This window comes from Micromonospora sp. WMMB482, from assembly GCF_019038635.1.
Lineage (GTDB): Bacteria > Actinomycetota > Actinomycetes > Mycobacteriales > Micromonosporaceae > Micromonospora > Micromonospora marina.
Genome location: NZ_JAHOPD010000020.1, coordinates 3,141,868 through 3,154,410 on the forward strand (window position 1 = coordinate 3,141,868; position 12,543 = coordinate 3,154,410).

Annotated in this window: 15 protein-coding genes; 7 read left to right on the top strand and 8 right to left on the bottom strand. The window is 71.8% G+C overall.

Features of this window, described 5'->3' with window-relative positions:
- Positions 1-3: 3 nt before the first annotated feature.
- Positions 4-828, bottom strand: coding sequence for an SDR family NAD(P)-dependent oxidoreductase (locus KSK32_RS15940; RefSeq protein WP_216931928.1), 825 nt, complete (start codon positions 826-828; stop codon positions 4-6).
- Between the two features lie 124 nt (positions 829-952).
- Here KSK32_RS15940 and KSK32_RS15945 point away from each other — a divergent pair, with 124 nt between their 5' ends.
- Positions 953-1,909, top strand: a complete 957-nt coding sequence (locus KSK32_RS15945; protein ID WP_026268732.1) for a CoA ester lyase — start codon at positions 953-955, stop codon at positions 1,907-1,909.
- Positions 1,910-1,951: 42 nt separating this feature from the next.
- Here KSK32_RS15945 and KSK32_RS15950 read toward each other — a convergent pair whose 3' ends face one another.
- Positions 1,952-2,518 carry a DUF4190 domain-containing protein gene (locus KSK32_RS15950; RefSeq protein WP_216931929.1) on the bottom strand — a complete coding sequence of 189 codons (567 nt, stop codon included), beginning with the start codon at positions 2,516-2,518 and terminating at the stop codon, positions 1,952-1,954.
- A 116-nt stretch (positions 2,519-2,634) separates the two neighbouring features.
- On the opposite strand from KSK32_RS15950, the gene KSK32_RS15955 reads away from it, so the two are divergent.
- Positions 2,635-3,525: an SDR family NAD(P)-dependent oxidoreductase gene (locus KSK32_RS15955; protein WP_216931930.1), complete on the top strand. Its 891-nt coding sequence runs from the start codon at positions 2,635-2,637 to the stop codon at positions 3,523-3,525.
- Positions 3,526-3,528: 3 nt separating this feature from the next.
- On the opposite strand, the gene KSK32_RS34560 is transcribed toward KSK32_RS15955, so the two are convergent.
- Complete coding sequence (locus KSK32_RS34560) at positions 3,529-3,930, bottom strand: DUF4190 domain-containing protein (RefSeq protein ID WP_216931931.1); 402 nt, start codon at positions 3,928-3,930, stop codon at positions 3,529-3,531.
- A 172-nt stretch (positions 3,931-4,102) separates the two neighbouring features.
- On the opposite strand from KSK32_RS34560, the gene KSK32_RS15965 reads away from it, so the two are divergent.
- Positions 4,103-5,299: an acyl-CoA dehydrogenase family protein gene (locus KSK32_RS15965; protein ID WP_216931932.1), complete on the top strand. Its 1,197-nt coding sequence runs from the start codon at positions 4,103-4,105 to the stop codon at positions 5,297-5,299.
- 10 nt (positions 5,300-5,309) lie between these two features.
- Here KSK32_RS15965 and KSK32_RS15970 read toward each other — a convergent pair whose 3' ends face one another.
- Both KSK32_RS15970 and KSK32_RS15975 read right to left on the bottom strand, forming a co-directional pair.
- On the bottom strand, positions 5,310-5,717 hold the full coding sequence (locus KSK32_RS15970) for a CoA-binding protein (protein WP_216931933.1): 408 nt from the start codon (positions 5,715-5,717) through the stop codon (positions 5,310-5,312).
- A gap of 37 nt (positions 5,718-5,754) precedes the next feature.
- Positions 5,755-7,896: an intein-containing Rv2578c family radical SAM protein gene (locus KSK32_RS15975; RefSeq protein WP_308163671.1), complete on the bottom strand. Its 2,142-nt coding sequence runs from the start codon at positions 7,894-7,896 to the stop codon at positions 5,755-5,757.
- Between KSK32_RS15975 and KSK32_RS15980 the strand changes: the two genes are divergently transcribed.
- On the top strand, positions 7,895-8,314 hold the full coding sequence (locus KSK32_RS15980) for a thiol-disulfide oxidoreductase DCC family protein (RefSeq protein WP_216931934.1): 420 nt from the start codon (positions 7,895-7,897) through the stop codon (positions 8,312-8,314). The two genes, KSK32_RS15975 and KSK32_RS15980, sit on opposite strands and share 2 nt — an antisense overlap.
- A 15-nt stretch (positions 8,315-8,329) precedes the next feature.
- Here the strand turns inward: KSK32_RS15980 and KSK32_RS15985 are convergent, their stop codons facing one another.
- The 3 genes from KSK32_RS15985 to trxA all read right to left on the bottom strand — a co-directional run bounded on the left by KSK32_RS15985 (position 8,330) and on the right by trxA (position 10,159).
- Positions 8,330-9,217: an HTTM domain-containing protein gene (locus tag KSK32_RS15985; RefSeq protein ID WP_216931935.1), complete on the bottom strand. Its 888-nt coding sequence runs from the start codon at positions 9,215-9,217 to the stop codon at positions 8,330-8,332.
- Positions 9,214-9,654, bottom strand: coding sequence for a hypothetical protein (locus KSK32_RS15990; protein WP_216931936.1), 441 nt, complete (start codon positions 9,652-9,654; stop codon positions 9,214-9,216). Before KSK32_RS15990 ends, KSK32_RS15985 begins: the two co-directional genes overlap by 4 nt.
- 142 nt (positions 9,655-9,796) lie before the next feature.
- On the bottom strand, positions 9,797-10,159 hold the full coding sequence (trxA, locus tag KSK32_RS15995) for a thioredoxin (RefSeq protein ID WP_018789069.1): 363 nt from the start codon (positions 10,157-10,159) through the stop codon (positions 9,797-9,799).
- A gap of 546 nt (positions 10,160-10,705) precedes the next feature.
- On the opposite strand from trxA, the gene KSK32_RS16000 reads away from it, so the two are divergent.
- The 3 genes from KSK32_RS16000 to KSK32_RS16010 all read left to right on the top strand — a co-directional run bounded on the left by KSK32_RS16000 (position 10,706) and on the right by KSK32_RS16010 (position 12,466).
- Positions 10,706-11,221, top strand: coding sequence for a MaoC family dehydratase (locus KSK32_RS16000; RefSeq protein WP_013283894.1), 516 nt, complete (start codon positions 10,706-10,708; stop codon positions 11,219-11,221).
- Positions 11,222-11,315: 94 nt separating this feature from the next.
- Positions 11,316-11,807, top strand: coding sequence for a hypothetical protein (locus tag KSK32_RS16005; RefSeq protein WP_216931937.1), 492 nt, complete (start codon positions 11,316-11,318; stop codon positions 11,805-11,807).
- A gap of 35 nt (positions 11,808-11,842) precedes the next feature.
- Positions 11,843-12,466 carry an RNA methyltransferase gene (locus KSK32_RS16010; protein ID WP_216931938.1) on the top strand — a complete coding sequence of 208 codons (624 nt, stop codon included), beginning with the start codon at positions 11,843-11,845 and terminating at the stop codon, positions 12,464-12,466.
- Positions 12,467-12,543 lie beyond the last annotated feature (77 nt).

Genomic DNA, 12,543 nt, shown 5'->3' on the forward strand with positions numbered 1-12,543 from the left:
TCGTCAGGCGTCCAGCCCGACCGCCTTCGCGCTGGCCGTCCAGAGCCGGGCGGCCAGCGCCGGGTCGGCGGCCTTGGGCCGGGGCCGGTGCGGCTTGCGGTCGGCGTAGTAGCCGCCGTCGGTCAACCGGGACGGATCCTGGCAGGCGAGCCAGACCAGCGTCTCCGCGCCCTTCTCCGGGCTGCGGAACGGCAGCAGCCGCATGCCCAGCGCCACGATCCGGCTCTCGTTGCCGAAGCGGGTACGCACCACGCCGGGATGGAACACGTGCGCCGGCACCTCCGGCCAGCGCCGGGCCGCCTCGGCGGTGAACAGGATGTTCGCCTGCTTGCTGGTGCCGTACGCGCGGAACGGCCGGTACGAGCGCAGCGCGGAGTTGAGGTCGTCCGGGTCGAGCACGCCGCTGCGGTGCGCGTCCGAGCCGGTGACCACCATCCGCCGGATCCGGTCCCGCAGCAGATTGCTGAGCAGGAACGGGGCGAGGTGGTTGGCCTGCATGCTCAGCTCGAAACCGTCGACCGTGGTGATCGGCTCCAGCACGATCGCGCCCGCGTTGTTGGCGAGCACGTCGATCCGGTCGTACCGCTCGCGCAGCCGTTCGGCGAGCCCGCGTACGTCGTCGAGCACCGCGAAGTCGGCGCGGAACAGCTCCGGCTGCTCGCCGCGGCACTCGCGTACGCGCTCGCCGGCCGCGCGCAGCCGGGCCGGGTCGCGGCCGACCAGCACCACCTGGTCGCCGCGGCGCGCCAGCTCCTCCGCGGCGGCCAGCCCGATGCCGGAGCTCGCGCCGGTCAGCACCACGATCCGGCGCTCAGTGAGATCTTCCACAGGTCCATTCACCCCGGTCACGGCACGAGGTTACCGTGGCGTCACCACGCCCTTTGGGATCGTTGAGTTCTCGAAATCCACCGCTGCGCCGGCACCCGCGCCGGACGCTGGAAGGAGCGCATCCATGACCGCTGTCGGTCGTCCCCGCCGATCCTGCCTGGCGGTACCCGGCTCCAGCGTCAAAATGCTCGGCAAGGCCCAGGGCCTCCCCGCCGACCAGGTCTTCCTGGACCTGGAGGACGCGGTCGCCCCGCTGGCCAAGCCGGACGCGCGCAAGAACATCGTGGCCGCGCTGAACGAGGGCGACTGGACGGGCAAGACCCGCGTGGTCCGGGTCAACGACCTGACCACGCCGTGGACGTACCGGGACGTCATCGAGGTGGTCGAGGGCGCCGGGGCGAACCTGGACTGCATCATGCTGCCGAAGGTGCAGAACGCCGAGCAGGTGCACTGGCTGGATCTGCTGCTCACCCAGATCGAGCGCACGCTCGGCCTGGAGGTGGGCCGGATCGGCATCGAGGCGCAGATCGAGAACGCGGCCGGGCTGGTGAACGTGGACGCCATCGCCGGCGCCTCGCCCCGGGTCGAGACGATCATCTTCGGCCCGGCCGACTTCATGGCCTCGATCAACATGAAGTCGCTCGTGGTCGGCGCGCTGATCCCGGACTACCCGGGCGACCCGTACCACTACATCCTCATGCGCATCCTGATGGCCGCGCGGATGCACGACAAGCAGGCCATCGACGGCCCGTTCCTGCAGATCCGGGACGTGGACGCGTTCCGCGAGGTGGCGAAGCGTTCGGCGGCGCTGGGCTTCGACGGCAAGTGGGTGCTGCACCCCGGCCAGATCGACGCCGCGAACGAGGTCTACTCCCCGGCGCAGGCCGACTACGACCACGCCGAGCTGATCCTCGACGCGTACGACTACTACACCTCGGAGGCGGGCGGGAAGCTCGGCGCGGTGATGCTCGGCGATGAGATGATCGACGAGGCGTCCCGCAAGATGGCGCTGGTGATCGCCGCCAAGGGCCGCGCCGCCGGCATGTCGCGTACCTCCTCGTTCACCCCGCCCTCGGAGTGACCGGCCCGGGCCGCCCCGAGTTCGCGGGGCGGCCCACCGGGTTCAGTAGGTCGTGCTTCCGTAGCCGGACGAGTCCTGGTTGGCCGCCCAGACGATGAAGATCACGATGGCGGCGGTGGCCAGCACGGCCAGCACGGTGGAGATCCAGCCGACGATGATGCCGGCGGTGGCGAAGCCCTCGCCGCCTTCGCCGCGTTCCCTGATCTGCTTGCGGGCCATGTGTCCGAGGATCGCGCCCACCGCGCCGATGTAGCCGCCCAGGCCGTAGCCGCAGAGGCCGAGTGCGCCGATGATCGAGACGACCATCGCGGCGATGGCCAGGCCGTTCTGTTTCGGCGCCGGCGGGTACCCGTATCCGGGATAACCGGCCGGGGGCGGGAACGCACCCGGCTGCGGGTAGGCGCCCGGCGGGTAGCCGGCCGCCGCGTACGGGTCGGCGGACTTCATGCCGGCGTACGGATCGGCGGACGCGTACGGGTCCGCCGAGGTCGGCTGGGTCGGGACGGGGTGGCCGGGCATCGGCAGCGCCGGGTCGGCCGGCGGGCTCGACTGCGGTCCGGCCGTCGCCGACGGATCGTGCCAGCCACCGGACGGTGGGGGATAGGTCATCTGATCATCTCCAGGTACGTGGTCGCGCTCAGGGTAGCCACCCGGCGCGCGACACGGACGTCCCCTTTCCGGCCAGCGCGTTGCCCGTGGGGTCGGCACCGGGCAGGATCCTCGGCATGGCACTTGACGCGCGTGGGGGTCGGTCGCGACGGGACATGAGCCGGCCGGGTTCGGTGCGCCGCCCACGCGGCGGCGAGCCGGTCGGCGGCGCCGACTCCGAACGGCCGGCGCCGCTGCCGGAACCGACCACCTCGCGCCTGGACGGCCGGGTCGCGCTGGTGACCGGCGCGGGCAGCCCGGACGGCATCGGGTACGCGACCGCGCGCCGGCTGTCCGACCTGGGCGCCCGGGTGGCGATCGTGTCCACCACCCGGCGCATCCACGAACGCGCGGGCGAGCTGAATGTCACCGGTTTCGTCGCCGACCTCACCGACGAGTCGGAGGTGGGCGCGCTCGCCGACGCGGTGGCCGAGCAGCTCGGCGACGTGGAGGTGCTGGTGAACAACGCGGGCCTGGCCAGCCGGGCCAGCCCGGAGGTGCTGCGGCCGGTGGCGCAGCTGACGTACGACGAGTGGCGCGGCGAGATCGACCGCAACCTGACCACCGCGTTCCTGTGCAGCCGCGCGTTCATCGGCGGCATGGCCGAGCGGGGCTGGGGCCGGATCGTCAACCTGGCCGCCACCGCCGGGCCGGTGAACGCGCTGCCCACCGAGGCGGCCTACGCGGCGGCGAAGGCCGGCGTGGTCGGGCTGACCCGGGCGCTGGCGATGGAGATGATCGCCGACGGGGTGACGGTGAACGCGGTGGCGCCGGGCATCATCCACACCGCGGCGTCCACCATGGCCGAGATCAAGCAGGGCCTCGGCACGCCGGTCGGGCGTCCCGGCACGCCGGACGAGGTGGCCGCCGCGATCGCGTTCCTGTGTTCGCCGGCTGCGTCGTACATCACCGGGCAGATGCTCGTGGTCGACGGCGGCAACAGCGTCCGGGAGGCGCAGTTCCGCTGACGGTCAGTACGTGCCGCTGTCGGAGTTTGCCCAGATCGCCAGCCCGATCCAACCGCAGCAGACCAGCACGCCGATCACGGTGAAGACGTAACTGAGGATCAGGCCCCAGTTGGCGAGCTGGTCGCCGTCCTCGCCGGTCTGCCGGATCTGCCGCTTGGCCAGGTGGCCGCAGACGATACCGGCGGGCGCGAAGACGAATGCGAGGACGAGCGACAGGATGGCGAGCACGTTCGTGCCACGAGGACCTGGCCCCTGACCGGGCGGGCCGTACTGGCCGTAGGGCGGCTGGGGGGCGTACGGGGGTTGCTGGCCCCACTGCGGGTGCTGCTGGCCGTACTGCGGCTGCCCGTACGGGTGACCGTGCGACGGCGGCTCGTACGGCGACGGTGGCTGCTCGTCACTCACGGGCGCCCCTTCCCCCAGGTCAACGGCCCTCTCTCTTGCGGACGCTACCCGCAGCGGTGAACCTTTTCACAGCGGTTGTGTGGACTGGTCACCTTGGCGCGGCCGGTCCCGGGGCCGATACTGACCGAGCGTTCAGTTACCCATGAGTAAGGCGCCGACCCCGGAGGCTGAGATGGCCCGACTCGCCCAGACACCCGGACTGACCGACGTGCAGCGGTCGATCCTGGAAACCGTCCGGGAGTTCGCCGACAAGGAGATCATCCCGCACGCGCAGCGGCTGGAGCACGCCGACGAGTACCCGAGCGACATCCTCGACGGGATGCGCGAGATGGGGCTGTTCGGCCTGACCATCGACGAGGAGTACGGCGGCCTGGGCGAGTCCCTGCTGACCTACGCGCTCGTGGTCGAGGAGCTGTCCCGGGGCTGGATGTCGATCTCCGGCATCGTCAACACCCACTTCATCGTGGCGTACCTGATCTCGCAGCACGGCTCCGCCGACCAGAAGGCCCGGCTGCTGCCCCGGATGGCCACCGGCGAGGTGCGCGGCGCTTTCTCGATGTCGGAGCCCGAGTGCGGCTCGGACGTCTCGGCGATCAAGTCGAAGGCCGTCCGGCAGGGCGACGACTACGTCCTCAACGGCCAGAAGATGTGGCTGACGAACGGGGCGTACTCCTCGGTGGTGGCCACCCTGGTCAAGACCGACACCGGGGCCGACTCGGTGTACGGCAACATGAGCACCTTCCTGCTGGAGAAGGAGCCCGGCTTCGGCGAGACCGCGCCCGGCCTCACCATCCCCGGCAAGATCGACAAGATGGGCTACAAGGGCGTCGAGACCACCGAGATGGTGCTCGACGGCGTCACCGTGCCCGCCTCCGCCGTGCTCGGCGGCGAGGACAAGGTCGGCCGCGGCTTCTACCAGATGATGGACGGCATCGAGGTCGGCCGGGTCAACGTCGCGGCCCGCGCCTGCGGCATCTCGATCCGGGCGTTCGAGCTGGCCGTCGCGTACGCCCAGCAGCGCCACACCTTCGGCCAGCCGCTCGCCAGGCACCAGGCCGTCGCGTTCAAGCTCGCCGAGATGGGTACGAAGATCGAGGCCGCGCACGCACTGATGGTCAACGCGGCCCGGCTCAAGGACGCCGGCCAGCGCAACGACGTCGAGGCGGGCATGGCGAAGCTGCTGGCCTCCGAGTACTGCGCCGAGGTGGTCCAGGAGGCGTTCCGGATCCACGGCGGCTACGGCTACTCCAAGGAGTACGAGATCGAGCGCCTGATGCGCGAGGCGCCGTTCCTGCTGATCGGCGAGGGCACCTCGGAGATCCAGAAGACGATCATCTCGCGCGGCCTACTCAAGCAGTACAAGCAGTAAGGCTCGGCGGTCAGGCGCGCCGGGTCAGCCCACCGGCGGCCCGCTCGACGATGAGGCACCGGTCCTCGACGTAGTCGAGGCCGGCCTCCTCGGCGATCCGGCGTGCCTCGTCCGAGAAGATCCCGAGCTGCAACCACACCGCCGGGGCGCCGATCGCCACCGCCTGCCGCACCACGTCGACCGCGTCGCGCGCCGGGCGGAACACGTCGACCAGGTCGACCGGGTGCGGGATGTCGGCGAGCGCCGGGTACGCCTTCTCGCCGAACAGCTCGTCCACGGTCGGGTTGACCGGGATGATCCGCCAGCCGTGCCGCTGCATCTCCAGCGGTACGCGGTGCGCGGCCTTGCCCGGATCACGGGAGGCGCCCACGACGGCGATCACGGCGGAGTCGGCGAGGATCTGCTGAGCGGAACGCATTCCCCGAGACTAGCCCCGCCGGTACGGGTTCTCCCGGTCACTGGAGCAGGGAGAGCTGTTCGGCGGCCGGGGCACGCGGCGGGGTCTCCGGCAGCCGGCGATTGTCGCCGGTCTCGCCCCGGTGCAGCCCGTGCCGGCGTGCCGCCATCCGCACCCGCGCGGTGATCTCCCGCTGGTATGCCTGCGGCGCGTACGAGCCGGCCTGGTAGAGCTGCCGGTAGCGGGGCACCAGGTGGGGGAACTCCCGGGCCAGCCAGCGGGCGTACCACTCGCGGGCGCCGGGCCGCAGGTGCAACGGCAGCGGCGTCACGCTCGCCGCCCCGGAGGCGGCGACCGCCGCGACGGTGGCGTCGATGGACTCCTCGTCGTCGCTGAGACCGGGCAGGATCGGCGCCATCAGCACGCCGACGGAGAAGCCGGCGTCGGTGAGCCGGCGGACCGCGTCCAGCCGGCGGCGCGGGCTCGGCGTACCGGGCTCGGCCGCCCGCCAGAGCGCCTCGTCGACGAACCCCACCGAGTACGACAGCCCGACCCGGGTCACCTCGGCCGCCTGGCGCAACAGGGGCAGGTCGCGCAGCAGCAGCGTGCCCTTGGTCAGGATGGAGAAGGGGTTCGCGAAGTCCCGCAGCGCCTCGATGATCGGTGGCATGAGCCGGTAGCGGCCCTCGGCCCGCTGGTAACAGTCCACGTTGGTGCCCATGGCGACGTGCGCGCCGCGCCAGCGTGGGGCGGCCAGCTCGCGGCGGACCAGCTCGCCCGCGTTGACCTTGACGATGACCTTGCGGTCGAAGTCGGCGCCCGGATCGAGGTCGAGGTAGGTGTGGGTGTTGCGGGCGAAGCAGTTGTGGCTGACCACGCCGTTGGCGATGAAGTCGCCGGTGCCGGTGGTGATGTCCCACAGCGGGAGCTCCAGGCCGAGATCCTCCACGGCTGCCACCTGGAGTCGCGCCGCGCACTTGAGCGCCATGCCCGCGATCGAGCGCCGGGCGGTGACGGCCGGGTCGGTGAGGTGGAAGAAGCGCAACCGCTCCGGCAGCCCGCCGGTCAGCCGGAGCTGACCCGCCGCGCCGGGTGCGCCCGGCACGTCGAGCGCCCACCGGAAGCCGAAACGCTCCAGCGCGCCGGCCGCGCGGGCCCGGCGCTCGTCGTCGGCGACGCTGATCCGGAACACACCCTGATGGCAGGTGCCGGCCGCGTCGAACATGCCGGCCAGGTAGCCCAGTGCCCAGTCGTCGGTCGTCTCGTCGGGTGGCTCGAACAGCCCGGTGACGACGTCGGCCGGGCCGCCTGTGCGGACCACAGTGGTCGTCGCCCGGCGGCCCACCCGGGCGACTGTGGCCCGCTCGACGGTGACGCCCGCGTCGGTCAGATAGCGCTCGGCCCGGTCCAGCGCCTCCGCCTCGGCGGTGGCCAGCCGGAACCGGGTGTCGCGCCGGTCGCCGGAGGGGCCGTCGTCGCGGACCAGGGCGTGCAGGTAACCGCGGCGGTAGTCGGCCGAGCGTTTCGGCGCCACCGCGAACCGGCCGGTGCCCAGCAGGCGGTTGCGGGTGGTCAGGTGCGGACGGCGCCCGTCGCCGCGCATCGTCCCGGTGACGTGCTTCCAGCCGCGTTCGGTCAGGAACCGGTGGTCGCCACTGGCGACGAGCGTGGTGCCGTCGGCGAGGGTGACCCGGTAGGCCCGCTTCACGGTGGACCACTTGTCGAGCACGGTGGTGACGACGTAGTGGCGGTAGGCGCCGCGCCGCCGGGTGCCGTAGATCCGGTCGCCGGGCTCCAACTCGCTGATCGCTCTGGTGCGGCCGTCGGCCATCAGGATCGGCGTGTCGCCGCCCAGGCAGTAGACGCAGGCGTGCGAACAGCCCCGGTAGGGGTTGATCGTCCACTCGAACGGCACCCGCGACTGGCCGGGCACCCGGTTGATGATCGACTTGGCGTGGACCTCGTAGAAGGTCATGCCGGCGAAGTCCGGGGTGTCGAACGTGCGGGTGACGGCGCCGGGCAGCGCCAGCGGCAGGGGTGGAGCCGCCGGCGCCGCCCGATCGGGAGTCCCCTCGTCCGGGGGAGCGGAGAGGTTGTCCCAGCGCATGGAGCTCATTCGAACATGTGTACGAACAAAGTGCAAGTGATGCTCCGGACACCGCGCGCCGCCGCGTCCCGGGGCGGTGCAGGATGGGGGCATGGAGACGTCGACCTTCGTCTACGACGGCGACTGCGCCTTCTGCACCAGCTGCGCGCAGTTCATCGAGCGTCGTGTCCCGACCGGCGCCCGGGTGGTGCCGTGGCAGTTCGCCGACCTGGCGGCGCTGGGTCTGACGGAGGCCGAGTGCGAGGAGGCGGTCCAGTGGGTGGGCGCCGACGGCTCCCGGGCCGCCGGGCCGGACGCCATCGCCCGGCTGCTCGGCGACAGCGGGCCGCTCTGGCGGTTCGCCGGGGCCGGGCTGCGCCTCCCGCCGGTCCGCGCGGCGGCCTGGCCCGCGTACCGCTGGGTGGCCCGCAACCGGCACCGGATGCCGGGTGGCACGGCCGCCTGCGCGCTGCCGCAGGAGGCCCGGGAGCGGCTGTACGGCCCGGCCGGGCGGCCCGGGCCGCCCGCGTGAGCGGCGTACCCGCGCTCAGGCGGTCGCCGTCGCGGACTGGTCGAGCGCAGGTACCCCGTCGGCGGGAGACGTCGGCGGCGGGTGGCCGAGCAGGCGCCTGACGAACACCACCGGGCGGATCTTCTCCAGCGCCAGGAAACTGGTCATCGCCACCAGGTGCGGCGCGAACGAGATGGTGATCGTCGCGATGGTCACCAGGTGGAACGAGTAGAAGAAGCCGACGGTCATCGTCCGCCACCGGGCCGGCAGCACGAACACCACCGGGCTGAGCAGTTCGAACGCGAGGATGCCGAACTGCGCCACGATCAGCAGGTGCGGCACCTGCGCGATCAGGTCGGCGAGGTCGGTGCCGCGCCTGATGATCGCCCGGGCCAGCACCGAGCCGTTCGCCCAGTCCCACCCGCCGAAGCGGAACTTGGCCCAGGCGGCGAGGAAGTACGTGCAGATGACCGAGATCTGGGTGACCCGCAGCGCCCAGCCGCCCGCCTCGGTACGGATCGGGTCGCCGTGCCGGGCACAGCCGGCGGTGGGCAGCACCGCGAGTGCGACCAGGAGCGCGAACCGGTCGTGGTCGACCTTGCCGTAGCTCATCGCCACGATCATCCACTCGAAGTACAGCGCGAAGACCGTCCAGCCGAGCAGCCGGTGCGCCCGGCCGGTGGCGGCGAGCAGCGCGGTGACCAGCAGCGCCCAGAACACCACGCCGACCAGGGCCGGGGTGGGGGTGGGCAGCGGGAGCAGCCGGCCGACGAGCAGCGGCTGGTAGAGGTCGCCGGGAACGTCGACCCGGGTGCGCACCCAGGGGGTGAAGACGACCAGATCGGCGGCGACGAAGAGGTAGACCAGGGTGCGGAAGGCGGCGATCCGGCCGCGCGGGACCGCCTCGGTCAGCCAGGCGGTCATCCGCCGGTCTCCCAGCGTACGGCGGTCTCGTCGGTCCACTCGCCGGTCGGGCGGCCGCCCTGGATGTCGAACCAGCGCACCACGATCCGTACCTCCAGCAGTTCCGGTGCGCCCGGGTGACGTTCGGCGTACGCATCGGCGACGGTCCGCAGCAGGCTCGGGTCGGCGGCGTACCGGTCCTGCTGCCCCTCGATCTCGGCCCGGCGGATGCCAGTGGCCTCCTGGCCGAGCGGCACCACCGCACCGGAGCGGTCGACGCCCTCGACGCGGGTGTCCGGCGCGGGCGCGTTCGGCGGGTCGGAGGTGGAGTACATCCGGAACGGCCCGAACGGGAAGTCGTCGTCGGTGCCGCGAACGGTGCCGAAGAGCAACAGCGCCAGGCCGAGCACTGTGGCGCCCAGCCGGACCGCGCGCCCGCGGGCGGTCAAGGTCTCCATCGTCTGGTGACGTTACGGGAGTGAAGCGTCCGAAACGGTCCCTCTCTCGGCCATTCCTGGTCGGCCGTCCTGCCGGTCGGGAATGCGAACACGCCGCCGGCCGGCGCCCGAGGCGGGCACCGGCCGGCGGCGTGTTCGAACGTCAGTGGTTGTGCTCGGCCAGCTTCTTGCGGACGTCGTCCATGTCCAGCGCCTGGACCTGCTCGATGAGGTTCTCCAGCGCCGACTCGGGCAGCGCGCCCGGCTGGGCGAAGACGATCACGCCGTCACGGATCGCCATGATCGTCGGGATGGAGCTGATGTTGAACTTCGCCGCCAGCTCCTGCTGCGCCTCGGTGTCGACCTTGCCGAAGGCGATGTCCGGGTGCTTCTCCGAGGAGCGCTCGTAGACCGGGGCGAAGCGCTTGCACGGGCCGCACCAGTCCGCCCAGAAGTCGAGCAGGACGATCCCGTCCTGGCCGGTCACCTCGTCAAAGTTGGCCGTGGTCAGCTCAACCGTTGCCATTTGCTCTCTCCGATCACCGCGGATTGTCGTACGTCCGGTGGAACCAGGGTCAGTCCGCCCGAATTCCCGTCGCGCGGGTGACGAAACGCTGAGCGCCGGGACGGTGACCCTGGGCACATCGAACACCATCTGTTCGCGCCGGTCGTGCGGAACGCAAATGCACACCGCACTTGCGTGACGGGACGTGATGGGAGCGTTTCCAGGGAGATCACGCTCAGTTTCCGCTACGTCTCGGTAACTTCGGGCTTGACAAGCGTCTATCCGGCCTGCGGAGATCGCCTACCGACCGCACTTCGGTTACTTTGAGTAGTGTTACGAAAAGATAAATGTGACCTCCGTCTCTGTCGGTGCCGGGTGGTCGTACGGCAGAATTCTTCGCATCAGAGCGTGGGCGGCGGGTGCCGGGGAGGGCCCCGCCGCTCATTGCGTCCGGACCTCGGTGTCCCCGGTGTGACATTTCCGCCGGGCGAGCGCCCCGCCCCTCGCCTTAACAAGCGATAAGGCATGCTGTGCCGAACTCCATCGCCGCCCGTGAAGGGGACCAGGATGCAGTTCGGCCGTTACTACGAGGAGTTCGAGGTCGGCGCGGTCTACCGGCACTGGCCGGGCAAGACGGTCACCGAGTACGACGACCACCTCTTCTGCCTGCTCACCATGAACCACCACCCGCTGCACATGGACGCGCACTACGCCGAGTCCGCCTCGCAGTTCAAGCGCAACGTGGTGGTCGGCAACTACATCTACTCGCTGCTGCTGGGCATGTCCGTACCGGACGTCAGCGGCAAGGCGATCGCCAACCTGGAGATCGAGTCGCTGCGGCACGTCGCGCCGACCTTCCACGGCGACACCATCTACGGCGAGACGACGGTGCTGGACAAGCGGGAGTCGGCGTCGAAGCCCGACCGCGGCGTGGTGGCGGTCGAGACCCGCGGCTACAACCAGGACGGCACGCTCGTCTGCGTGTTCCGCCGCAAGGTCATGGTGCCGAAGAAGGAGTACGCGGCCGCCGCCGTCCCGGACGGCGTCGACCCGGAGCGTCCCAGCTTCCCCGAGCCGCGCTGACCTGCGTCCGTCCGGCCACCGGGCCCCGTTCCCCGTTCGGCGGGGACGGGGCCCGGACCTCGTCCGGGAGCATATGCTCGGGCTGGAGGTGCCCATGAGCCACTCCGTCGCCGGAGAGCCGCCTTCCCCTGGTCGCCGAGCCGTACCGGTCACCACCGCCGCCTACTCGGCGGCGGAGTGGGATCTGCTGACCGGCCTGCCGGGCCGCGTCCTCGTCGCCGCCGCCTCGCCCGGACCCGGGCGCCCGCCGCGGGGTGTCGCCGCCGGTCTGGCCGGCCTGGACGCGGTGGCCGCCGGCCGGGCCTTCGACAGCGATCTCGTCCGCGCCGTGGTGACCGCGATCTACGCCCGCCACGACGGCGTCACCGAGCGGGACGAGCGCCTGACCGATCTGGTCGACCTGCTGGCCGCCGTCCGGGCCGCGGTGCGGGTGCTGCGCCGCCGGGCCGATCCGGCCGACTCGGCGGCGTACCGGCAGTGGGTGGAGTCGGTCGCCGCCCGGGTGTGCCGGGCCGGGCAGACCCCGCCGAGCCCCGCCGACACGCGTTTCCTCGACCGGCTGGGCGGCGCGCTCGACCTGCGCTGACCGGGGACGCCGCCGGGCCGTACCCTCTGCAGACCGTGACCGACGACCAGCTCGACGTGGGTGTGGGGCCGTGGCCCGGTGACCCGCCGGACGACCCGCGCTACGACCCGGAGCTGCTCGCCGCCGGGGACCGGCGCAACGTGGTGGACCGCTACCGCTACTGGCGGCGCGAGGCGGTGGTGGCCGACCTGGACCGGCGCCGGCACGACTTCCACGTGGCGATCGAGAACTGGCAGCACGACTTCAACATCGGCACCGTGGTCCGCAACGCCAACGCCTTCCTCGCCGCCGAGGTGCACATCGTCGGGCGGCGGCGGTGGAACCGGCGCGGCGCGATGGTGACCGACCGCTACCAGCACGTCCGGCACCACGCGACGATCGAGGAGTTCGTCGCGTGGGCGCGCGGCGAACGGCTGGCGGTGGTCGGGATCGACAACCTGCCCGGCTCCCGGCCGATGGAGACGGCGGTGCTGCCGCGCCGTTGCGTGCTCCTGTTCGGGCAGGAGGGGCCGGGGCTGTCGGCGGTGGCCCGATCGGCCTGCGACGCGCTGTTCTCCATCGCCCAGTACGGCTCGACCCGGTCCATCAACGCGGGCGTGGCCAGCGGCATCGCCATGCACGCCTGGATCCGGTCGTACGCCGGGCCGCCGCCGCACTGAACGCCGCGTGGGTCCACCACCGGGCGGAAATCCCACGCTCGTCCGCCCGCCCCGCTTGACGCCCGGCGAGTCCGGGG

Excerpts from the sequence above, each read along its gene's own strand:
- KSK32_RS15975 (WP_308163671.1), bottom strand. The coding sequence starts at position 7,896 with ATGCCCCCATCCTGCACCGCCCCGGGACGCGGCGGCGCGCGGTGTCCG.
- KSK32_RS15955 (WP_216931930.1), top strand. The coding sequence starts at position 2,635 with ATGGCACTTGACGCGCGTGGGGGTCGGTCGCGACGGGACATGAGCCGG.
- KSK32_RS15985 (WP_216931935.1), bottom strand. The coding sequence starts at position 9,217 with ATGACCGCCTGGCTGACCGAGGCGGTCCCGCGCGGCCGGATCGCCGCC.
- trxA (WP_018789069.1), bottom strand. The coding sequence starts at position 10,159 with ATGGCAACGGTTGAGCTGACCACGGCCAACTTTGACGAGGTGACCGGC.
- KSK32_RS16000 (WP_013283894.1), top strand. The coding sequence starts at position 10,706 with ATGCAGTTCGGCCGTTACTACGAGGAGTTCGAGGTCGGCGCGGTCTAC.
- KSK32_RS16005 (WP_216931937.1), top strand. The coding sequence starts at position 11,316 with ATGAGCCACTCCGTCGCCGGAGAGCCGCCTTCCCCTGGTCGCCGAGCC.
- KSK32_RS15950 (WP_216931929.1), bottom strand. The coding sequence starts at position 2,518 with ATGACCTATCCCCCACCGTCCGGTGGCTGGCACGATCCGTCGGCGACG.
- KSK32_RS15970 (WP_216931933.1), bottom strand. The coding sequence starts at position 5,717 with ATGCGTTCCGCTCAGCAGATCCTCGCCGACTCCGCCGTGATCGCCGTC.
- KSK32_RS15945 (WP_026268732.1), top strand. The coding sequence starts at position 953 with ATGACCGCTGTCGGTCGTCCCCGCCGATCCTGCCTGGCGGTACCCGGC.
- KSK32_RS15980 (WP_216931934.1), top strand. The coding sequence starts at position 7,895 with ATGGAGACGTCGACCTTCGTCTACGACGGCGACTGCGCCTTCTGCACC.
- KSK32_RS15965 (WP_216931932.1), top strand. The coding sequence starts at position 4,103 with ATGGCCCGACTCGCCCAGACACCCGGACTGACCGACGTGCAGCGGTCG.
- KSK32_RS15990 (WP_216931936.1), bottom strand. The coding sequence starts at position 9,654 with ATGGAGACCTTGACCGCCCGCGGGCGCGCGGTCCGGCTGGGCGCCACA.